The sequence below is a fragment of the Paenibacillus sp. O199 genome (assembly GCF_001636635.1).
Classification (GTDB): Bacteria; Bacillota; Bacilli; order Paenibacillales; family Paenibacillaceae; genus Paenibacillus; species Paenibacillus marchantiae.
Map to the genome: position 1 here is coordinate 14,369 of NZ_LGRP01000024.1, position 21,114 is coordinate 35,482.

The following is a 21,114-nucleotide window of genomic DNA, read 5'->3' on the forward strand; positions in this document are numbered from 1 at the left end:
CATATGCGGGAGAAACATATCGGGCTGGGCCTGTTCAGTCTGCTGGTCTTTATCTTTCTGCTGGGCCCGCTTCTGATCATCTCGGTGACTTCGTTTGAACCGGGGACGGTACTCAAATTTCCGCCGGAGGGCTTTTCCCTCCGCTGGTACGAGAATATTTTCAACACAGGCGGTTTCCTCCGCACGTTCCAGACGTCCATCATCATTTCCCTGCTGGGGAATTTGCTGGCGCTGTTGCTCGGGGTTCCAGCTGCGTACGCACTTAGTCGTTATGATTTCAAGGGCAAGTCCGTGCTGAATGCATTGTTCTTGTCTCCGGTACTCATTCCGGGAATCGTGCTTGGTTTTACATTGATGAAATACCTCATCGTGATCTATCATCTGCCGATGTATTTGGGTTTGCTGATCGGTCACACGATTATTATGCTTCCATTTATCATTCGCGTTATCGCATCGAGTCTGTCGAGCTTTGACTTTGCGGTAGAAGAAGCAGCCCTGAGTCTCGGCGCGGGACGGGTAAGAACGTTCTTCCAGATCGTGCTGCCTAACATTCGCTCAGGAATTCTCGCTGCGGTGCTGATTGCCTTTTTGGAATCGTTCAACAACGTGGACATTTCCGTGTTTATGACCGGACCAGGGGTAAGCACATTGCCTATTCAGATGCTGACCTATGTAGAAAATTATTTTGACCCAACCATTGCAGCCATTTCCGTGCTTTTGATGGTATTAACTGGACTTTTAATGTTCGTGATCGAACGGATCATGGGCGGATTCTCATACTTTACTAAACGTTAATTGGAGGCGCAGAACGCTATGGCATTGCTGACATTGGATCGCGTATCGGTGGCTTACGATAACCAGACGATCCTGAAGGATTTTCAATTGGAGCTGGAAAAAGGTAAGCTGCTCTCCCTGCTCGGACCGAGCGGTTGCGGCAAAACAACTACGCTGCGCCTCATCGCCGGATTCCTGGAAGCAACACAGGGCAAGTTTATGTTCGGCGGCAAGGATTATACGAAGGTTCCGGTAAACAAGCGGAATTTCGGATTTGTATTTCAGAGTTATGCGCTGTTCCCGCATCTGTCTGTCTATGACAACGTGGCCTTCGGCCTGCGGATGCGCAAGGTAAAAGACAAGGATATTTCTTCACGCGTAATGCGCATCCTTGAAGTGGTGAACCTGAACGGCTTCGAGAAACGCTTCCCGCAGGAACTGTCCGGTGGACAGCGTCAGCGTGTGGCGATTGCCCGCGCACTCGTCATTGAACCGGATTTGCTGTTGTTTGATGAACCGCTCAGTAACCTGGATGCCAACCTGCGGCTGAATATGCGGGTGGAGATCCGCCGGATTCAGCAGGAACTGGGCATTACGACGCTTTATGTCTCTCATGATCAGGAGGAGTGCTTCTCCATCTCGGATCAGGTAGCGATTATGAACAAAGGCGTTGTCGAGCAGCTCGACCGCCCGGAGACGATTTTTAAATACCCGGCCACAGAATTTGTAGCCCAATTTATCGGCTTCCACAATTTTATTGAATTCGCAGAGCGCAGTGATGCAGGAGAGGTGATCACGCTGAAAGCGGGTGGTCGTTTGTTCACGGCAACAGCGCATCCCGGAACAGCACGTCCCGGTGCACGCAAAGGTGCGATTCGTCCGGATGATCTGATGGTTAGCGGAGATACCTCTGGGGACATGGCAAATGCTTTGCCAGGGATTATCAAAGTAAGCACGTATCTTGGACGCAGTTATCAGTACGTCATTGAGACAGAACTTGGCGACTTCACAGCCAATCAGGAGATGGAGACACCTTATCTCAGCGGACAGCGGGTTAATCTGATTTTCCCGCAGGATAAACTTGTCCTTGTGGAATAGCCGCAGGAAGCAGAAGCAGCAAAAGAGGCATTTATCAGCTGAATCCAGAGCAATATAGCTAGTTGTAACTGCTGCTCTGGATCGCTGTAAGATGCTCATGAAGAAGGAGATTATGCCCCATGCGTGCAGATCAACTAATTAAGAATGTACATGTGTATAACAGTTATTATAAACGATTCGAAATGAACAACGTGGCTGTACTGGACGGTAGATTTATGTATGTTGGTCCAGGTGGACCGGAGATGATTGAAGCCGATGAAGTGATTGATGCACGCGGACGTTACATGATTCCGGGCCTTATTGATATTCATCTGCACATTGAGAGTACGATGGTGACACCGGCAACCTTTTCCCATGGCCTGATCCGCTGCGGGGTAACGTCCATTGTGGCGGAACCGCATGAGATGGCGAATGTGTTTGGGCTGGAAGGTGTGCAGGAGATGATGTCGGCCAGTCGTGAGACAACGGTGGACATGTTTTACGCCATCCCAAGCTCCGTTCCGGCGACTCCCATGGAAACAACAGGTGGTTCAATTGAAATCGAAGACATGGATGTGCTGCTCGCTACTGGAGAGATCATCTGTCTGGGTGAGATCATGAACTATGTGGACGTCATCCGTGATCCGGAATGCAAGACCAATCAGATTCTTCAGCATATTCGCAAAAACTATCCAGATCTTGTGATCGAAGGTCATACACCGAAATTGCTTGGGCTGGATCTGCACCGACTGATCTATGCGGGCATCGATTCCGATCATACGCATCAGAGCATTGAGGGCTTGCAGGCGCGAATTGCGGCAGGTATGTTCATTGAAATTCAGGAAAAATCGATGACGCCAGAAGTCATGGAATACCTGATTCAGCATGATGTCGCTCAGCATTTCTGCTTCGTAACAGACGATGTTATGCCAGATTCGCTAGTGGAACGAGGACATCTGGATCATATCGTGCGTAAAGCCATTCGGATGGGGATGCGCCCCGAAGATGCGATTTACGCTGCAACCTCAACCCCTGCATCCCGGATGAAAATGACCGATCGCGGTAGCATTGCCCCAGGCAAAGTGGCGGACTATGTGCTGCTGTCCAACTTAGATACACTTGCAGTAGAGCAGGTATACAAAAATGGCCGTAAAGCTTATGACGACTACGAACCGTACAAGCAGGACCGAATTAGTGGACAGTTCCCGCCTCACTTTTACCAAAGCGTGCAATTGGATCTGCTGGGAGCCGAGGATTTTGCAATCCGTTTGTCTGATCCGAAGGTGAACGGGCAAAGTCAAGCATCTGACTCAGACGCGCAGTTATCTGAAAATGGTTTAAACAACTGCCGGGTTATGATGGTGAAGGATGGTTCAACCTTTGTGGAAGAACATATCGCACAGGTTCAGGCTGCGAATGGTGAACTTCTCTGGGAAGAGAGTGGATATGGACAGATTGCGACCTTTGAACGTTATGGTGTGAACGGTAACCGAGCACATGGTTTGATTGGTGGAGACACGATCAAGCGTGGTGCCATTGCAACAACATATTCACATGATAACCACAACCTATTGGTCGTAGGACGCAATCGTGAAGATATGATCTTAGCAGCTAACACGGTAATTTCGAGCCAGGGTGGGTTCTGTGTGGTGGAAGACGGCAAAGTGTTGTCCCATCTCGAACTTCCTGTGGGTGGTATATTGACGGAGGAACCGCTGGCAGTAGTATCACACCAAGTGAAAGAGCTGCGTGCAGCGATGTTGTCTCTTGGTTATGTGCACTATAACCCAATCATGTCCATCAGTACCCATTCCCTTGCGGTAAGTCCGGCTCTGAAAATTACGGATCACGGCCTGATTGATGTGAATGCAGGCAAGGTTGTACCGTTGATACTTTAATTGGAATACACATAATTCGTGAAGTATCTCTTAATTAGATGATTGATCGCGGAATACTGTAAATAAGTTAAAGTGAAGAATTAGAAAAAGGTAGGTATACTGTAGAGAAAGAATACAGTGCACCTACCTTTTTTTTGAAGCTCATTTATGGCAACGATAACATTTATATTGTCGATGTGGATTATCAATGCGTCTTCATTTTCTTGAGAGTTGCTGCATAGTACACTGATCTTATGGCACAACTGATCATAGGACCCATGAGTATTAAGTTGCTGTATGTTGGAACAGTAGTGTAACTATAATGGATATAAATTAGCACTGATGTCGAAACAACAAAAAGGAAGAGATTTAACACTAAGTTGTATACTTTTCGCTTCTGTTCTTTGGGATATAAGGAGAATGCCATATAATCTACTTCCTTGCAATATTCGTTATAGAAATATGCTAGCATTTATCAGGATTTATTTCCACATTATTGTAATTATTAATTAAATTTTATGAGATCGAATAAGGGAGATCCATCATGTTATCTAACGACAACGCCCCAAAAGCTATATTTTTCGACGTAGACGATACCTTGTATGACCACTTGCAGCCGCTTCGTGGCGCTTTACAGCAAGTTCTTGGTTTATCAGATGAGTTCCCATATGGGGAGGCATACCATCGCTTCCGTTATTATAGCGACTGGCTGTCTGCCCAAGAAGACTTGTCTGCTGTACCCGAACCGGAAGCGGTGGAACGGATGCGTCATCGCAGATTTGAGCTGACCATGGCGGAATTTGGATATCCCCTAGAACAGGGACAGGCTGAAGAACTGCAAGCACAGTATTTGAGTAGACAGTTTCAGATTCAGCCCTTTGATGGAGCATATGAGCTTATTCGAAGACTTCTTGCAGAAGGGCATATGGTGGGATTAATCACCAACGGAGAAGGAAAACATCAGCAGCGGAAGCTCGAAGCGCTGGATGTGTTCAGTCTTATTCCCGAGGAACGGATCTTCATATCGGGTACCCTAGGTTACGCCAAGCCGGATCGCAGATTATTTGAGCATGTAAGCAGGCGGACAGGATCGGATTCCGAGTCCAGTTATTATATCGGCGATTCCTGGCGCAATGATGTTATCGGTGCAGTGGATGCCGGATGGAAAGTGATTTGGTTCAACCATCGTGATGCTTTGCCAGAATCAGAGCATCAGCCTCATCACGTTGCGGGTAGTTATGAAGAGGTAAGCCGTATCCTTACATCCGAGTTGATTCAACAATAAAGCGTGCGCTATGTGCGTTGGTGCAGTCCTGATCCTCAGTGAGGATCAGGGCTGTTTTTTGTTATATGGGACGTGAGGATTGTCATTGTACATCGGTGAAAATCGAGGTATAGATACTGTGTGTAAAGGTGTTTAAGGGGTCTTCTCACACTGTCCAAACATGAAGCGTAGCTTCATGGAATCTTCATTCAAAAGAGTAGGCTATAGCCTTCACAAAGGATAAGGGCAGTGCTATAATTAAAACAAGATTTAGATTAAGTCTAAATTAAACAAACGAAAGAAAGTTACGTTACGTTATCAAATTCAAAACTATATCACATTCGAGAGGGGATAAATTCCATGAGCACAATCCAAACTAGAAACAATACTTTTGCAAACCATGCTACTGAACTTCAAGAGGTCCTGAACCGCCAGATCGCTGGTTGGTCTGTACTGTATACTAAATTGCACCACTTCCACTGGTATGTGAAAGGTCCTCATTTCTTCACACTGCATGCCAAATTCGAAGAGCTGTATAACTTGGCTACGGCGAATATGGACGAAGCCGCAGAACGTCTATTGGCGATTGGTGGACGTCCGGTCGCAACGATGGCTGAGCAACTGCGGTTGTCACCTGTTGAGGAAGCACAGGGACAGTTGTCGGCTGAAAAAATGGTAGAAACCGTAGTTACTGATCTGCAAGCGATGGTGGGTGTAATTAACGAGGGTATTCAAGCAGCTGGCGAAGCTGAGGATAATGCAACTGAAGATATGTTGATTGGATTCACTGCTGCATTGGATAAAGAGGTCTGGATGTTAAACGCATTTCTGGGCAAATAAGCTAAGTTACCCTGCATCCTGAACAACGATATGTAGAGTCCGTGAACAAAGTGCCCGTTCGCTTACAAATCCGGTGTGCTTGCCGTATAATGATGGCATTCAAGATGTATAGATTGGTGGAGTGAATAATGCGGACAGACCTGGAAGAACTGCGGGATGAAGCTGAACGGTTTATATATAGATGTTATGAAGAGCTGGGCCATTCGCGTGAAGACGCGCAGGCCCGGCTTGTTGCAGTTTTGAACGAGATTGAGCACACAGGCACATATGTGCATACTGCGGATGAACTGGAGCATGGCTGTAAAATGGCATGGCGGAACAGCAATCGCTGCATCGGGCGGCTATTCTGGGATAAACTGCGCATCGTTGATGCACGTCATGCAGATACGGTTGGAACGGCAGCAGATGCTGTGATGACGCACATCAGAGCGGCTTCCAACAAAGGGAAGATTATTCCCATGATTACGATTCTTCCACCTGATGGACCGAAGGGAGCCCCTGTGCGAATTTGGAATCACCAGTTAATCCGTTATGCCGGATATGAGACGACGGAAGGCATTGTAGGTGATCCTGCCTCCGTTGAGCTAACGAAGACAGCAATGTCGCTTGGCTGGCTGGGGGAAGGCACGCCTTATGATGTGCTTCCATTGATTATCCAGGCTAAGGGGCAAGCTCCAGAGTGGTATCCTGTGCCCAAGGAAGACATCGTGGAAGTGAATATTGAACACCCGGAGCGTCCCGAGATTGCTGAACTGGACATGCGCTGGTACGGTGTACCAATGATTGCCGATATGCGGCTGGAGATTGGCGGCATATCCTACCCGGCAGCACCATTCAACGGCTGGTATATGGGCACTGAGATTGGCGCACGCAATCTGGCGGATACGTTTCGGTATAATAAACTACCAGCGGTAGCGGCAGCACTTGGCTTGAATACGTCGAGTGAAACGACACTTTGGAAGGATCGGGCTCTGGTAGAGCTGAATGTAGCGGTGCTGCATTCGTTCAAGAAAGCAGGCGTCAGCATTGTGGATCACCACACAGCGGCAGCGCAATTTGCCCTGTTTGAGCAGCGGGAAGAGAAAGCCGGGCGCGAAATGACAGGCGATTGGGTCTGGCTGATTCCGCCGGTGTCTCCGGCAACGACGCATATTTTCCACAGTTCCTATCGCAATGAGATTGTGAAGCCTAACTTTTTCTATGGAGATCATTCCTACACATTGGATACAGAGAAATCGGAAGCTGAACGGATGGACAGGGAAAAACAACAACCCGAGGGGGATCATCAGCCTCAGGCTGAGAACTCACCAATGAAATGCCCGTTTGCACACTGATGTGCGAGCGGGTTGTTTTTTTTGCTGTTTTTTCATCAAATCACGGACTCTAAAATAGGAAATAAAGCTGAACATTCTTTCTCTATATGGAAATTAATTGCACTTCTATAATAAGGATCATGACTTAATATAGGAGGGTTACCCATGCACGGAGTTTGAAGGCGATTTGAAGCCCGATGGGGTAGAAGTTCTTGAAGCAAAGTTTTACAAGCCGACGGAATTGCCTGAGAACACAGACCCTTATTTGAAAAATAAAATCAAAGAAAATGCACTACATATCGCAGCACTATTGGGTAAAAAATGATTGGAGGCTGCCCACTGATGTGGGCAGTTTTGTGCGTCTACACTCGTTTCGATCTGTAACGGCTGCGCATCACTGCCTGAACGGCAATTGCAGCAGCAATCAGAAGCAGATTGAACACAAACACGGTATACAGCGATCCACGCTCCACAAGCAGAGCAGCCACCAGAGGGGACACGATGGAACCGATCTCTGCCACAGAGACAATTTTGCCTATGACGGAGCTTCTACCCTCGTCCGGGATATGATCCCCGATATGAGCAAAGAACGAATCCATGTAACATGCACCGCCTACGCCGCCGATCAGCATGCCCACGTAAACCAGCACATATGAAGATGTGCTCAGAAAAACCACCACTTCGATGCCAATCATCAGCATGCCGAACATGCAGAGCAGCAGACGATCACCCATTCGATCAGACAGGTAACCGGCTACCGGAGCAGCCGCGAGTGTAGAAATACCAACGACGGTAAAGGCAAGACTGATCGCAAACGGGTCCCACTGCATGATATGAGCTGCATACAATGCAAAGTAAGTCAGAAACACGGCATAAGCACTCATCTCCAGGAAATGAACCGTACCGTAGCCAATCAGTTGCTGCCTCCGGGTAAGTCCGGTGGACGGAATGATTGGGCTAGGAGTAGCGTTTACTGGAGAAACTGTATAATCGGCAGGCGTTTGCGTTGGTTTGGCATCCGTTGGAGACTCGCTTAAGTCGTGACCGTCCGCCACATTCTCAGATACAGGATTGGGCTTTGCTGCTGTCTTCATCCCCATTGCCGCAACCACAGCCATCAGACAGCACACGGTAACGAGTAAAAAAGGCACCGACAAAGGCCAATGCAACGAGAGCCAACCGCTGATGACCGGACCCAGCACCATGCCCCCACCTTCACTGCTGCTAATATAACCGTTGTAGAGCCCCCGGTTGTCGACGTTCCCCTCATCCCCAATGATGGAACGTACGACGACCGTAAGTCCGGTAGAAGCGAGCCCTTGCAGCAGCCGCAGCAGACCAAATACTAGTGCGGCAGAAGATACAGCGAAACCGCCCATACAAACAGCGAGCAGCAGAAGCATGGCAATAAGTGCCCGCTTGCCCCCGATTTTTCGATAGAGTGCCGCAGCGGGCACCCCGCCAATCACTTTACCGACATAAAAGAGTGCAAAAATAACCCCCATCATCCAGCCGGACAGGCCGAATTCCTCAATAAACAAAGGGAACAGGGGCAGGATCATGAAACCGCCCATCTGACTCAGAAAACAAATGATCATCAGCAAAGGCAGGTTACGACGAATATCCACGAACAGGACTCCTTTCACATGACTTGATTCGGAAATCCTCATGAAATCGCTCTACTTGGATGCGTAGATATCGACATATATCCGTAATGTATGCTGTATTTGTGAGAATAAGAAGAAATAACACATGGCGTTTACATCAAAACCATTGCGGATATAGCTGAATCATATATAATAGATGGGATTTGTAATGAAGCATGCATGAAAAGAAGTGTACAGGCTCAAGGTATACCTCAAGTTTAAAGGGGGCGAAATGAAGCATGTCAGAACAACAACCGATTATCCGGTTCGACCGGGTGACCCAGCAATACGATCAGGATGAAGCCGTATTGAAGGAGGTCAGCTTCGAGATTGAGCGGGGTAAATTTTATACGCTACTCGGCCCGTCAGGCTGCGGGAAAACAACGATATTGCGCCTGATCGCCGGCTTTGCGGAGCCGACACAGGGCAGTATTTATTTTAACGGTGCACTGATTAACCAAGTGCCGGCTCACCAGCGGCAGGTGAATACCGTATTTCAGGATTACGCGTTATTTCCACATTTGAACGTATTTGAGAACGTAGCTTTTGGTTTGCGGATCAAAAAAATGAAAACCGCTGAAATTCAAGGCAAAGTGCTGGAAGCACTCAAGTTCGTCAATCTCTCTGGCTATGAAAACCGTGAAATTGGCGAGATGTCCGGTGGACAACGGCAGCGCGTCGCCATTGCGCGGGCAATTGTGAATGAACCCGAGATTTTGCTGCTGGACGAGCCACTATCGGCGCTCGATTTGAAGCTGCGGACCGAAATGCAGTATGAACTGCGCGAGCTGCAACAGCGATTGGGTATTACGTTTATTTTTGTCACGCATGATCAGGAAGAAGCCTTGGCGATGTCGGATGAGATCTTTGTCCTGAACGGCGGCGTCATTCAACAGAGCGGCACACCGAATGATATCTATGATGAGCCGATTAACCGTTTTGTGGCGGACTTTATTGGTGAATCGAACATTGTATCCGGCAAAATGAAGCAGGACTTTGTGGTGGAATTCGCTGGCGCAGAGTACGAGTGTGTCGATCAGGGTTTGCAGCGGGACGAGCCTGTGGAGATTGTAATTCGTCCAGAGGATATGGAGATTACAACCGAGGAACAGGGCAAGATGCAGGTCAACGTGGACTCCCAGCTGTTCCGTGGGGTGCATTACGAGATATCCACATACGATGATGCGGGTAATGAATGGCTGGTGCATTCCACGAAGAAAGCCGTCGTAGGCGCTCGTATTGGACTGTATTTTGACCCGGAAGCCATCCACGTCATGCGCTTTAACGAGACGGAAGAAGAGTTCGATAAACGTCTGGAAGCCTACCAAGAGGCCGTTCATGCAGACTAAGGCGAGTACACGCAATGCGTATCTGATTCCATATGTATTATGGATGGTGTTGTTTGTAGTTGCTCCGGTTCTGCTGGTGGTGTATTACTCGTTCTTCGATGTGGAGGGCAATTTCACGCTGGGTAACTACGCTCGGTTCTTTACACCTGTGTACATGCAGATGACCCTAAGCTCGTTCTGGTATGCATTTCTGATCACGGTGTTCTCGCTGTTGGTCTCGTATCCGACGGCGTATTTACTGACTCGTACGAAGCACAAGCAGCTGTGGCTGCTGCTTATTATTTTGCCAAGCTGGATCAATCTGTTGTTAAAAGCGTACGCCTTTATCGGCCTGTTCGGCACGTATGGCTTGACCAATTCCCTGCTGGAAGTGGTGGGCATTGGCACGCAACAGATTTTGTTCACCGATTTTAGCTTTATCTTTGTCTCGGTGTACATCTTCATTCCGTTCATGATCCTGCCGATCTTCAACGCGTTGGAAGAGATGAATCCTTCGCTGATCTATGCGGCCCGGGATCTTGGGGCATCGTCATGGCTGACGTTCCGCCGGGTTATCTTCCCGTTGACGCTCAGCGGAGTGAAATCCGGCTGTCAGGCCGTATTTATTCCGGCGCTATCTTTGTTCATGATTACCCGCCTTATTGCGGGGAACCGGGTAATTACGCTGGGAACAGCGATTGAGCAGCATTTTCTCGTCACCCAGGACTGGGGGATGGGTTCGACGATTGCCGTCTTTTTGATTATTGCGATGGCGATCATTATGTTCCTGACTGGATCAGGCAAGAAGGAGGTGCGTAATGGGAAGAAACGGAAAGCTGTCTAACGTCTATCTGGCCGTTGTATTCGCCATACTGTACGCACCGATTGCGTATCTGATCTTCTATTCCTTCAACAGTGGCGGGCATATGCGCGGTTTCGAAGGATTTACATTGAAATGGTACAGGGAAGTATTTGCCGATACCCGGCTGCTGATTATTGTACTCAATACGTTTATTATTGCGCTCCTGTCCTCTGCGATCTCGACGATGCTCGGTGTGGCAGGGGCACTGGCGATCTACCATGTGCGGCGCAAACGGACCAAGAATACGTTGCTGTCACTCAATAACGTGCTGATCGTTAGTCCGGATGTCATCATTGGTGCATCCTTTCTGATTCTGTTCACCATGATTGGCATCAAGCTTGGATTCACCTCGGTACTGTTGTCTCATATCGCATTCAGCGTGCCGATTGTTGTAATTATGGTACTGCCAAAGCTTCAGGAGATGAGTCCGACCTTGATGGATGCGGCGCGCGATCTGGGTGCTGGATCATGGCAGATCCTAACTCGTGTCGTGCTTCCATACGTTAAACCGGGTATTTTTGCCGGATTCTTCATGGCATTGACTTACTCGCTTGATGACTTTGCGGTAACATTCTTTGTCACGGGTAACGGATACTCCACACTCTCTGTGGAGATTTATTCAAGAGCAAGGCAGGGTGTGTCATTGTCCATCAATGCGCTGTCCACGCTGCTGTTCCTGCTGACGGTGCTGCTGGTGGTTGGGTATTACTTCATTAACCGCCGTGCAGCGCGAACGCCTGCGGGAAGGGGGCTGCGTCCATGAAGCAACTGGTTCGGACATTTGCGATTGTATTTGTGGCTGCCTTTGCCTTGATGATTCTCGCTTCGTATCTGAACAAGAGTCAGGGGTATTCCGGCGGCAACACGCTGACGATTTACAACTGGGGCGATTATATCGACCCCGATTTGCTGAAGGAATTTGAACAAGAGACCGGCATCAAGGTGATCTATCAGACGTTTGATTCGAACGAAGCGATGTTAACCAAGATTGAGCAGGGCGGAACGACGTTTGATGTGGCGATTCCTTCTGAGTATGCGATTAGCAAAATGAAAGAGGAAAACCTGCTCATTCCGCTGGATCACAGCAAGCTGCCCAATCTAAGCAACATCGACTCCCGGTTTATGGACCTATCCTTTGATGAGGGCAACAAGTACTCCATCCCTTACTTCTGGGGAACGGTGGGTATTGTGTACAATCCTGAACTGGTCGATGGGTTAACGTTTGAGAGCTGGAATGATCTGTGGGACCCACGTTTGAAAAATCAAATCTTGCTGCTCGACGGTGCCCGTGAAGTCATGGGCATGGGGCTGAACAGCCTCGGGTATTCGTTGAACGATACGAACGAAGATCATCTGCAGGAAGCTTTGAAGAAACTGTCCACCCTCACGCCTAACGTCAGAGCGATTGTCGGAGACGAGATCAAAATGCTGCTGGCAAACGAGGAAGCGGCGGTAGGACTCGTATGGTCCGGTGATGCGTCAGAAATTATGGATGAGAACGACAAGCTGGATTACGTGGTTCCGGAGGAAGGCTCGAACCTTTGGTTCGATAACATGGTCATTCCGAAGACCGCGAGTAATATTGAAGGTGCTCATCAGTTTATCAACTTCATGCTGGACCCTGATCATGCGGCTCGTAATACTGAATATGTAGGGTACTCTACACCGAACGCCGAGGCATTGAAGCTGCTGCCAGAGGATATTTCGGAGGATGAACGATTCTATCCAGATGAGACACTGACGGGTAAGCTGGAAGTGTACAATAATCTGGGCAAAAAAATGCTCTCGCATTATAACGATTTGTTCCTCGAATTTAAAATGCATAGCAAATAAAAGGTATTCGAGTGAGATGCACAGCGTCTCTCTAATTCATTAAAACTCCAATGGGAGTTAATAACCACCAATAGCGCGTGTACAGTTCGTTAGAATAAATAGGGGTGCAGCTCGTCATTTCAATTAAATGACGAGCTGCACCCCTACATTTTTACTCTGCCTCAGAGCAAATAGCTCAAGTGTTTTGTTCTATTTAGTTTACACGTTAACGGAGAGGACAGAACAAACTGAAGAAGCGAAGCGCTCGCCTTTATCTCCGGATTTTTCCCTTTATTAAAGGAGAATCAAGAAAATCTGGAGATAACAGCGATCAAAAGTTGTTCTGTCATCGGAGTGGTCAAGTGGAAACAATCAGAAGTTTACATGCGCTTTTTGCGACCCACAATGATCCACGCCCCACCCATAATCAGCACAATCGCCACGAATGGCTGGATAAAGGACAGACTGTTCAGCATCGTGCCAATCGACATGACGGCGAAGAATAACAGTGAGATAACCGTCAGAATGTTGATCGGAATCAGCAACCATTTGTTACGGCCACCGAACCAATACAATTCGAACAGACCTACCGCTACCGCAAGAATGAAGCCAGGCCACATCGTGCTCCAGTTACCAAAGAGCATGGCGATCTGGGAGACAACACCTACCGTAAGCAAGATGCCCCCGGGAACAAGTAATCCGATCCCTCGTCCAATCATGGAGAAGTACAGCCAGTGGAAGAATAAACCCAATGGAATTACAAATAGGGTGGGCCAGAACGTGGCAAAGATTGTACCTGGACCGAGTGAACCTCCCTGGTTCAAAATCAGGTACACGCCGAGCAAAATAAGCACAGGCGCAAGGATGGTGCGTTTAGCCATGATATCTCTCCTTTTCAATACAAGATCAATTCCCGAACGGTCATGGAGTATGTTTTCTCGTTATTCACAGCATACCATGAACCGCAAAAGGGTATCCTCGGTCTTTGGAGTTAAACTTCACCTAGACTAAAGTCTAGGTTCAAAACATGTAATCACTAATCCCCTTAGGAGGATTGGATTCGGGATTATTCAACTACGGGGCTGCATGGGCTGTTTGAGACTGGAACGGTATTGCCCGGGAGTCTGTCCCGTCCACTTTTTGAAGGCATTCTGAAACGCGCTTTGCTCCGAAAAATGTAAGGCATACGCAATATCCCCCACGGAATAGGTTCCCTTCTGCAAATATCGCAATGCCATTTCCTTGCGTACCTGAACGGATATCTCATGATACGTTGTATCTTCTTCACGCAATCGGCTCTGAAGTGTGCGAATGCTCACGCCCAGATACTCTGCGGTGTGTTGTAATGTGGGAAAGAAGGTTGGTAGGCTCTCCATCATCCATCGACTTACTTTGCCAGAGAAGGATTGAGATGAATGAAGCTCATCTTTGCTTTCCTGAGCCATGGTTTCAAAGACCTTCAGCATTCTTGCATCCGAATATAATACGGGCTGATCCAGAATGTCTTTGTGCATTCGCAGGAGTGTATGGGTAGCCCCGAATTGCGGCTCTATTCCGAACATGCCAACATAAGGAGATAGATCGCCTGAAGCATCGGGGGCTTGATGACTAAACTGAACCTCTTTTAACTCCACCCGGCGATTCGCCAGTTTGCTGATCAAATACACCATCGAGACAGCCATATCTTCCACACAATGACGGGACATCTGCTTCTCCGAATTTTGCAAAGACAATTGAAGGATTAGATCCGTTCCGGCTACTTTCCAATCCAGATTAAATCCACTATATAGAATGATGTTATATCGTTGATAAGCAGCGAGTGCATCTCCAATCGTCTTGGAATGCATCATGACGTAACCAGGAAGGCCAAGGTCCGCAAAGTCCAGCAGTTGTCCCTGGTTCAATCCAAAATACAGATCATCCGAGTATCTCGCAGCATACTGCATAATCCGTTCCAACTCTTCAACTGGAATACGTGCTTCCGGATTCTGCATAATAGCAGGATCTAAGCTGACGTACTCGAAAAACGCTTCGGATTCGTACCCTTTGTTCACCAGCGTCTTCATAATCGGATACAACATGGAAATGGACACACCGTGATTATGGTTGTTCATGCTACCCCCTTTTGCGCGAATCAGCAATGTTTTGGCGCCGTTGATCATTTGTTTATGTATGCGTTCATTCTATGCTTGTGATATGCCTGCTTCTTCGGCCTTCATGAACTTTATTATACAGGAGGAACAGATGTATGAATTCAAATATTTTGGTAATTAATGGTCATCCGGATCCGCAAAGTTACTGCAAAGCACTGTCAGAAGCCTATATAAAAGGAGCCCGACAATCGGGCAGTTCTGTGGAACTGATCGACCTGAGCCATATTCAGTTTAATCTCAATCTTCAGTACGGGTACCGTCAGCGGACGGAATTGGAGCCTGATTTGGTGAGAGCTCAGGAATTGATCCGATGGACAGACCATCTGGTGTTTGTATATCCGACGTGGTGGGGAGTGATGCCTGCTATTTTGAAAGGGTTTATTGATCGGGTGTTTTTGCCTGGATTCGCGATGAAAGATCGGGAGGACTCACCCCTATGGGACAAATTGCTGAAAGGAAGGTCTGCCCACATCATTGTGACCATGGATACACCACGCTGGTACAATCGATTCATTTACAGACATGCAGGGCACCGGGTTATGAAATCCAATATTCTCAAATTCTGCGGGGTCTCCCCGGTACGTGTAACCGAGATTAGTCCAATCAAAGGCTCCACTGAGGCGTTCCGTCTGAAATGGCTGGATAAATTGATGAAGATGGGCATGAAGCAAGGTGGCAGAAGTAAACCCTATGCTGGTCACTCAGCGAATTCTAACCAACAAGTTTAGCCCAACTTTAGCAGCCATGGAGTTATATTAGCTATGTCACGTTGTTTGCTATGTAAGGAAGCCCACTCCGCGAAGAGTAGGCTTCTTTTATCTTTTATAAAAGGGAGCAGGCCCTTATTTCACCACATCAGAATGCTTCTTGCCCCAGCTGTTCACACCATCATCTTCGATAATCGAGATGGCCGCATCGGCGATGTCTGGATCTGTCATTAACTTCTCTTGGATACGGAACTTGATATCATCTGCATCGGCAAGGCTCAATCCTTTGGTCAGTTCGATCAGACCCTCAACGTGGTAATAACGACCTTCCTGAATAATGCGCATCATCTGGATATCTGCAACATGAGAGTCTGCCAGAATGGTCTGGGATACTTTATCCTCAACATCCTGTGGAGCCGCTACACCAATCAGTCCGATCATATTGTCATAACCTACACGGAAAGCGACAGCGATCATCAGGCATCCAATAATGGTTGTCACGACTCCATCGAGCAATGCAAAATTGGTCAGTGCAATGACAACGACAGAGATCAGTGCGAGTGTCGCACCGAGTACCGCTACAATATCTTCGTAAAATACAAGGCGTGTTGGCGGTGCGGCGCGTCCTACATTTTTGATCGCAGCAGGGAACAGGGCGAGGCCTGACGCTTTGGGCGCACGTGCTTCGTGTAGAATTTCTTTCATTGCTTTAATCAAAATGGCTCCATCGATCACAATGTTAAGCACCAGCACGCCGATGTTAATCCAGATACCGCCGGAATGAGCAGCTGGATGCAGTAACAGATGAATGCCTTCATGGATTGTTTCATACGCCATAATGGTAACAACGATAACGGCAATCATACAGAAAATGTTGATGACTCGCCCGAATCCGGTCGGAAAGCGGCGTGTAGGTTTTTTCTCGGACAACACACTTCCGACAAAGACAAACCCTTGGTTGATGGCATCGGCTAGAGAGTGCATCGCCGAGGCGAACATGGCGCCACTGCCACTGAATAGAAAGGCTCCTCCTTTGCACAGTGCAAGTACAGCATTTCCTGCCATAGCTACAGCCGAGGATGTGTTCCCCTTTTTGACGAGAGACATTAAGCTCTCAGACTTTGGTTGTTCAGCCACTTCGAATGTTCCTCCCAGAAAGATGTGATAGGTGTAGAAAGAGTATTCCTTAATTACAGCTTGGTCATTTCCACTAAATGTTATTATAGCTTGCTTTACAACTCCCAGCATTATGCAAAAAAGGTCATATCACAAAAACACCCGTGCGAGTTCGCACGAGTGTCTGATTATTTTTATATAAGGTGTTATATCAATGGATCAATCAAATTTCCAGCAAGACAGGCTCAGGTTGCCATACTGATAGGCTTTGAACAGAAGGGATGCCTGCTTGTTCTGATCTCCCGCACCCATGGCGAGCAGCAATGGTACAAAATGCTCTGGCGTAGGCACGGCTGCTTGGGCTGATGGCGCCAGCTTGTCATAGGCGAATAGGGACGCTGTATCCCAGCTCACAAGTTTGTCTTGCAGCCAGTTGTCAAACGCAATGGCCCAAGGGTCAACGCCTGCGCTTTCCCAGTTTAACTGACGCAGGTTGTGTACCGTCCCACCACTGCCAATGACGAGAACGTCCTGCTCACGCAATGTGGCGAGTGCCTGCCCAACCTGATACTGCTGTTCATTGGACAGATAACGGTTCACGGATAAAGCAACGACCGGAATGTCCGCATTTGGATAGAGCAGGCGAAGCACAACCCAAGCACCGTGATCCAGACCACGAACAGAGTCGCTTTCCACCGGAATACCAGCATCCCCGAACAGGCGCTGAATCTCCGCTGTTGTCTCTTCATGTCCTTGTGCAGGGTATTTGATCTGATACAGCTCGGGCTGGAAGCCGCCAAAATCATAGATGGTCTCGTAGTTGGCTACTGAAGAAACCAATTGAGTTGTAGATTCCCAGTGAGCAGAGAACAATACGATCGCTTTGGGTTTCGGCAGTTCCTGTCCAAGTTTTTGCAGAAACTCAGTGTATGCATTTTCCTCCAGTGCGAGTGATGGTGCACCGTGAGCAATAAACAGGGATGGCATCATTATGAATTCAGTCCTTTCGGGTCTTCAGCAGTCAGCTTGGCGGCATCCGTCCGAAGCCATTGTTGAAATTGTTGATATAAGTCGGGGGTGACTTGGTGTCCACCGTGATATGGAACATACGTAACGTTATTGGTCTGTTCCCGGAAGAAGCTGGCGTTATCTTCGCCAAGTTGCAGCGGGAAGAGATGATCCTGATCGCCATGCGATATAAATACAGATAACTCTGAGTTGGGCTGTATCTTGTATTCGTCTTTCACAAATTGCGGAATGTAACCACTCATGGCTACAATTCCCTTGATTGCATCTCCCATGATCAGCGAGAGCGTCATCGCCATAATGGCTCCTTGACTGAATCCGGCGATATAACGCCGTGCGGGATCAATGGCATATTTGGCAGACAAGTCAACCATTAGCTGTTGCAGTCCCTGAACAGAGGCGTCGAACAACTCACGGACGGGGTTACCAATGCTTTTAATTTGAAAAAAGGCGTAGCCGCTACCCTGAACAATGGGCCCACGTACGGCAACGATAATAAAATTGGACTGAAGAGGCTCCATTAAGCGAAGCATATCCTGTTCATCCGAACCCATGCCATGCAGGGCAAAGATAACGGGATATTGTTGTTCTGTATTGAAATCGGAAGGAAGCCGAACCTCGTAAGTCAATGAATAATTCAATGCAACCACCACCTGATAAGAAATGAGTAATCAAAATAAAGTTCACTAATATGAAATTAATATTCTTATTTATGAACAAAATTTATCATGATTCCATTGTAGGGTCAATATTTTTTTTGTATTATGAAAATATGTTCCGTATAAGAAATCTATAATGCTCAATAACGATGGTTGGGTATCGGATATACAGATCAAAGGGGGAGGATTGCAACATGGATATTGGTCTAGCCATTCGTACGATCCGCAAACAAAAACAGATCACCATCATGCAAATGTGCGAGGGTACGGGGCTGTCCAAGGGATTTATCAGCAACGTGGAAAATAATAAAACATCACCGTCCATCGCGACGCTTGAAAGTATCGCAGATTATCTGAAAGTGCCACTGCCATACTTGCTGCTGTCACCGGAGCAGCGGATGAACGTGGTGCGCAAGGATGAGCGCAAAGAGACGACTGCCGGAAGTGGGCAGATCAAAGTACAGCATCTAACGGCAAAGGGTGCCATGCGCATGTCCATTGTAGAGCTGCCAGCAGGTGCATCGACTGGGGTTAATAAGCACGCCGGAGAAGAGAGTCATCTGGTTCTGCAAGGCCGAATTCGCGCAGAGCAGTGTGAGGACGTAGAGATTCTGGAAGCGGGGGATTCATTCAGCTGGAATGCCATCGTTCCCCACGAAGTAACCAATATTGGGGAGGAACCCGCGGTAGTACTAATCGCCGTGTCCAAGGAACTGGATTTGGACCATTTGTGGAACGCATAAGCAGAGAATCGCGGAATGGAGAATGAGAGAAGTAACGCTGCATTAATCATAAGGGTAGAGATTCAGCGTGATGAATCGTATTCGGACACGATGGCGGCTGCTGAATATGTAAAAGGCCGCCCAGAGGTTTCTCGGGCGGCCGGATGGCGACGTAGTGCATCATTAGAAATGGTTGCTTCCATCATTCATTGTTCTTTATAAATGGTCTGACTACTCCTGCTTACTGTGGATTAGTTGTCCAGATGCCTGCGGCTTTAACAAATACACGGTCCGACAGTTTGAGCGTCGCCAAAGCCAGTTCAGCTACGTCTTCCGCTTGCATCATGCGGTCTTCGTCTCCAATTTTGAGTCCGGCATTCGTCGCCAGCTCCGTGTTCACTGTACTTGGTGTTAACGCAGTAACCCGAATATTGGATTTGCGCACTTCCTGCATCAGGGATTCGGTCATGCCGAGCAATGCGAATTTGGAAGCACAGTAAGCTGAGCCTGTAGCAAATCCACGCTCGCCTGCGGTGGAGGCGATGTTGATAATGCTGCCGCTGCTTTCCTTAATCATGCTTGGCAGTACAGCACGAGTTACATAGTATGTACCCATGACATTAACATGCAGGATACGTTCCCACTCTTCCGGGTCCATATCCAGCAGTGTGCCGAAGCTTGCAATGCCTGCATTGTTGATCAGAATATCGACTGCGCCAAGCTCCATCTCAATCGCAGCTACGGCTGCTTCAGCCTGAGTGCGATCGGAAATATCCGCAATAGCACTGGTTACTTTTATACCATATTCCTGGCTCAGCGATTGCTGGAGAGCCTCCAGATCGGAGGCCGTCCGAGCGATCAGGCCGAGATGTACATTTTCCTTGGCAAGTGCTTCAGCAATGGCACGGCCAATACCTTTACCGGCGCCAGTGATGACAGCCGTTTTATTTTTAAGTTCCATGTGGGTAACTCCTCCTTAGAATTGGACTAGCATTTAATTATACTATATTACCCACAGTTCGAATATTTGCTTCATCATGATTGTTTGATTTTGATACTGCCTGAGGTAGTGCGAGCTTTGATGACCTCACGGCTTACCATGGGGGAATCAGGTATATTTACATCACCGGAAGTGGCCTGTGCATCGTAAATGCCGTCAAAATCGGGCGCTGCCTGTATGGAAATATCTCCTGACTGTCCCGATACATCAATTGGACCGGAAACTTCTTGCTCAATTTTCACACTACCGGAAGTGAAGTTAACATTTGCTGCACCTTTCAATTGCGTAATTTTGGTATCTCCCGACTGTACACTTCGGGTCACATCGCCATCAATGCCATTCAGCGTGAAACTTCCGGACGTTTGTTTGACTTCCATATCTCCTGCAATTGCTGCAGCTTTAATGTCTCCTGAAGTTAGATCGAGTTGAATGATTGGTACGGTAATGTCCTGAAGGTGAATGCTTCCAGACGTAGTGTTAAGGTCCAAGGTATTGGCATGCAGACCCTTCAGATCCAGGTCACTGGAAGAAGAGACGATGTTAACTTCATCCAGCTGATGTCCTTCAGGTAACGCTACTGTGATCGTTTGCTGCTGATTATTCCAATAAAGGGTGAAAAATTGCAAACGCAAACGCTCTTCCTGGTTTAACGTAAAGGTTCCATCCGTGATCGAAGCCTGTTTAAAAGCTTCAATGGTGGCCGGGTCCCACTTTCCGTCGACTTCAATGTAGCCATTGGAATCCGGACTGACAACGAATTCAATATCTGCGCTTAAGTTGGCATTCATCATGATATTGTGCAGCTCATCATTTTTGAATTCCCAACGTTTGGAGTAGGGTTCTCTCTCGTCTCCGAACTGAACTCCGTATATGGAGGTTCCGAGCAAACCGATGCCGATACATAGTATCGCTAAAGCGATCCATTTTTTGGTGCTCAT

Annotated in this window: 21 protein-coding genes; 13 read left to right on the top strand and 8 right to left on the bottom strand. The window is 47.8% G+C overall.

Annotated elements, in window-relative coordinates; all coding sequences use genetic code 11:
* Positions 1 to 3: 3 nt before the first annotated feature.
* From A6049_RS24675 to A6049_RS24705, 6 genes are all read left to right on the top strand, one after another.
* Positions 4 to 795, top strand: coding sequence for an ABC transporter permease (locus A6049_RS24675; RefSeq protein WP_024632851.1), 792 nt, complete (start codon positions 4 to 6; stop codon positions 793 to 795).
* Positions 796 to 813: 18 nt separating this feature from the next.
* The gene (locus A6049_RS24680) at positions 814 to 1,872 is read left to right on the top strand and encodes an ABC transporter ATP-binding protein (RefSeq protein WP_063567191.1); all 1,059 of its coding nucleotides are present in this window, start codon (positions 814 to 816) and stop codon (positions 1,870 to 1,872) included.
* A gap of 119 nt (positions 1,873 to 1,991) precedes the next feature.
* On the top strand, positions 1,992 to 3,749 hold the full coding sequence (locus A6049_RS24685) for an adenine deaminase (protein WP_063567192.1): 1,758 nt from the start codon (positions 1,992 to 1,994) through the stop codon (positions 3,747 to 3,749).
* A gap of 523 nt (positions 3,750 to 4,272) precedes the next feature.
* Positions 4,273 to 5,013, top strand: a complete 741-nt coding sequence (locus A6049_RS24695; RefSeq protein WP_063567194.1) for an HAD family hydrolase — start codon at positions 4,273 to 4,275, stop codon at positions 5,011 to 5,013.
* A gap of 339 nt (positions 5,014 to 5,352) precedes the next feature.
* On the top strand, positions 5,353 to 5,832 hold the full coding sequence (locus A6049_RS24700) for a Dps family protein (protein ID WP_063567195.1): 480 nt from the start codon (positions 5,353 to 5,355) through the stop codon (positions 5,830 to 5,832).
* A 128-nt stretch (positions 5,833 to 5,960) separates the two neighbouring features.
* Positions 5,961 to 7,166 (top strand): nitric oxide synthase oxygenase, encoded by a 1,206-nt coding sequence (locus A6049_RS24705; protein WP_063567196.1) that lies wholly within the window; start codon positions 5,961 to 5,963, stop codon positions 7,164 to 7,166.
* Positions 7,167 to 7,507: 341 nt separating this feature from the next.
* Here A6049_RS24705 and A6049_RS24710 read toward each other — a convergent pair whose 3' ends face one another.
* Positions 7,508 to 8,773 (bottom strand): MFS transporter, encoded by a 1,266-nt coding sequence (locus tag A6049_RS24710; RefSeq protein ID WP_161490634.1) that lies wholly within the window; start codon positions 8,771 to 8,773, stop codon positions 7,508 to 7,510.
* A gap of 257 nt (positions 8,774 to 9,030) precedes the next feature.
* Here A6049_RS24710 and A6049_RS24715 point away from each other — a divergent pair, with 257 nt between their 5' ends.
* From A6049_RS24715 to A6049_RS24730, 4 genes are read left to right on the top strand one after another with little or no spacing between them, the layout of a single operon-like run.
* Complete coding sequence (locus A6049_RS24715) at positions 9,031 to 10,140, top strand: ABC transporter ATP-binding protein (protein WP_063567198.1); 1,110 nt, start codon at positions 9,031 to 9,033, stop codon at positions 10,138 to 10,140.
* A complete protein-coding gene (locus tag A6049_RS24720; RefSeq protein ID WP_024632841.1) occupies positions 10,130 to 10,963 on the top strand; it encodes an ABC transporter permease in 834 nt (277 codons plus the stop codon). Before A6049_RS24715 ends, A6049_RS24720 begins: the two co-directional genes overlap by 11 nt.
* Positions 10,938 to 11,744, top strand: coding sequence for an ABC transporter permease (locus tag A6049_RS24725; protein WP_063567199.1), 807 nt, complete (start codon positions 10,938 to 10,940; stop codon positions 11,742 to 11,744). Before A6049_RS24720 ends, A6049_RS24725 begins: the two co-directional genes overlap by 26 nt.
* Complete coding sequence (locus A6049_RS24730) at positions 11,741 to 12,814, top strand: ABC transporter substrate-binding protein (RefSeq protein WP_063567200.1); 1,074 nt, start codon at positions 11,741 to 11,743, stop codon at positions 12,812 to 12,814. Before A6049_RS24725 ends, A6049_RS24730 begins: the two co-directional genes overlap by 4 nt.
* Positions 12,815 to 13,173: 359 nt before the next feature.
* On the opposite strand, the gene A6049_RS24735 is transcribed toward A6049_RS24730, so the two are convergent.
* Both A6049_RS24735 and A6049_RS24740 read right to left on the bottom strand, forming a co-directional pair.
* A complete protein-coding gene (locus A6049_RS24735) occupies positions 13,174 to 13,674 on the bottom strand; it encodes a hypothetical protein (RefSeq protein WP_063567201.1) in 501 nt (166 codons plus the stop codon).
* Positions 13,675 to 13,863: 189 nt separating this feature from the next.
* Complete coding sequence (locus tag A6049_RS24740; protein ID WP_063567202.1) at positions 13,864 to 14,907, bottom strand: AraC family transcriptional regulator; 1,044 nt, start codon at positions 14,905 to 14,907, stop codon at positions 13,864 to 13,866.
* A gap of 134 nt (positions 14,908 to 15,041) precedes the next feature.
* Here A6049_RS24740 and A6049_RS24745 point away from each other — a divergent pair, with 134 nt between their 5' ends.
* Positions 15,042 to 15,674, top strand: a complete 633-nt coding sequence (locus A6049_RS24745) for an NAD(P)H-dependent oxidoreductase (protein WP_063567203.1) — start codon at positions 15,042 to 15,044, stop codon at positions 15,672 to 15,674.
* A 114-nt stretch (positions 15,675 to 15,788) separates the two neighbouring features.
* On the opposite strand, the gene A6049_RS24750 is transcribed toward A6049_RS24745, so the two are convergent.
* From A6049_RS24750 to A6049_RS24760, 3 genes are all read right to left on the bottom strand, one after another.
* Positions 15,789 to 16,790, bottom strand: coding sequence for a cation diffusion facilitator family transporter (locus A6049_RS24750; RefSeq protein WP_095206212.1), 1,002 nt, complete (start codon positions 16,788 to 16,790; stop codon positions 15,789 to 15,791).
* Positions 16,791 to 16,988: 198 nt separating this feature from the next.
* Entirely contained in the window at positions 16,989 to 17,759 is a 771-nt protein-coding gene (locus A6049_RS24755; RefSeq protein WP_063567204.1) for a dioxygenase family protein, read from the bottom strand.
* A complete protein-coding gene (locus A6049_RS24760) occupies positions 17,759 to 18,436 on the bottom strand; it encodes an alpha/beta hydrolase (protein WP_063567205.1) in 678 nt (225 codons plus the stop codon). The genes A6049_RS24755 and A6049_RS24760 overlap by 1 nt, the downstream gene beginning before the upstream one ends.
* Before the next feature lie 212 nt (positions 18,437 to 18,648).
* Here A6049_RS24760 and A6049_RS24765 point away from each other — a divergent pair, with 212 nt between their 5' ends.
* Positions 18,649 to 19,197 (top strand): helix-turn-helix domain-containing protein, encoded by a 549-nt coding sequence (locus A6049_RS24765; RefSeq protein WP_063567206.1) that lies wholly within the window; start codon positions 18,649 to 18,651, stop codon positions 19,195 to 19,197.
* Positions 19,198 to 19,212: 15 nt separating this feature from the next.
* Entirely contained in the window at positions 19,213 to 19,398 is a 186-nt protein-coding gene (locus tag A6049_RS33000; protein WP_139295652.1) for a hypothetical protein, read from the top strand.
* Between the two features lie 19 nt (positions 19,399 to 19,417).
* On the opposite strand, the gene A6049_RS24770 is transcribed toward A6049_RS33000, so the two are convergent.
* On the bottom strand, positions 19,418 to 20,137 hold the full coding sequence (locus A6049_RS24770) for a 3-ketoacyl-ACP reductase (protein ID WP_063567207.1): 720 nt from the start codon (positions 20,135 to 20,137) through the stop codon (positions 19,418 to 19,420).
* 74 nt (positions 20,138 to 20,211) lie between these two features.
* Positions 20,212 to 21,114, bottom strand: a complete 903-nt coding sequence (locus tag A6049_RS24775) for a DUF4097 family beta strand repeat-containing protein (RefSeq protein WP_063567208.1) — start codon at positions 21,112 to 21,114, stop codon at positions 20,212 to 20,214.

Bases quoted from the DNA above. Each gene is read 5' to 3' on its own strand.
- A6049_RS24675 (WP_024632851.1), top strand. From the start codon at position 4: ATGCGGGAGAAACATATCGGGCTGGGCCTGTTCAGTCTGCTGGTCTTT.
- A6049_RS24680 (WP_063567191.1), top strand. From the start codon at position 814: ATGGCATTGCTGACATTGGATCGCGTATCGGTGGCTTACGATAACCAG.
- A6049_RS24685 (WP_063567192.1), top strand. From the start codon at position 1,992: ATGCGTGCAGATCAACTAATTAAGAATGTACATGTGTATAACAGTTAT.
- A6049_RS24695 (WP_063567194.1), top strand. From the start codon at position 4,273: ATGTTATCTAACGACAACGCCCCAAAAGCTATATTTTTCGACGTAGAC.
- A6049_RS24700 (WP_063567195.1), top strand. From the start codon at position 5,353: ATGAGCACAATCCAAACTAGAAACAATACTTTTGCAAACCATGCTACT.
- A6049_RS24705 (WP_063567196.1), top strand. From the start codon at position 5,961: ATGCGGACAGACCTGGAAGAACTGCGGGATGAAGCTGAACGGTTTATA.
- A6049_RS24715 (WP_063567198.1), top strand. From the start codon at position 9,031: ATGTCAGAACAACAACCGATTATCCGGTTCGACCGGGTGACCCAGCAA.
- A6049_RS24720 (WP_024632841.1), top strand. From the start codon at position 10,130: ATGCAGACTAAGGCGAGTACACGCAATGCGTATCTGATTCCATATGTA.
- A6049_RS24725 (WP_063567199.1), top strand. From the start codon at position 10,938: ATGGGAAGAAACGGAAAGCTGTCTAACGTCTATCTGGCCGTTGTATTC.
- A6049_RS24730 (WP_063567200.1), top strand. From the start codon at position 11,741: ATGAAGCAACTGGTTCGGACATTTGCGATTGTATTTGTGGCTGCCTTT.
- A6049_RS24735 (WP_063567201.1), bottom strand. From the start codon at position 13,674: ATGGCTAAACGCACCATCCTTGCGCCTGTGCTTATTTTGCTCGGCGTG.
- A6049_RS24740 (WP_063567202.1), bottom strand. From the start codon at position 14,907: ATGAACAACCATAATCACGGTGTGTCCATTTCCATGTTGTATCCGATT.
- A6049_RS24745 (WP_063567203.1), top strand. From the start codon at position 15,042: ATGAATTCAAATATTTTGGTAATTAATGGTCATCCGGATCCGCAAAGT.
- A6049_RS24755 (WP_063567204.1), bottom strand. From the start codon at position 17,759: ATGATGCCATCCCTGTTTATTGCTCACGGTGCACCATCACTCGCACTG.
- A6049_RS24765 (WP_063567206.1), top strand. From the start codon at position 18,649: ATGGATATTGGTCTAGCCATTCGTACGATCCGCAAACAAAAACAGATC.
- A6049_RS33000 (WP_139295652.1), top strand. From the start codon at position 19,213: ATGGAGAATGAGAGAAGTAACGCTGCATTAATCATAAGGGTAGAGATT.
- A6049_RS24770 (WP_063567207.1), bottom strand. From the start codon at position 20,137: ATGGAACTTAAAAATAAAACGGCTGTCATCACTGGCGCCGGTAAAGGT.
- A6049_RS24775 (WP_063567208.1), bottom strand. From the start codon at position 21,114: ATGAGCACCAAAAAATGGATCGCTTTAGCGATACTATGTATCGGCATC.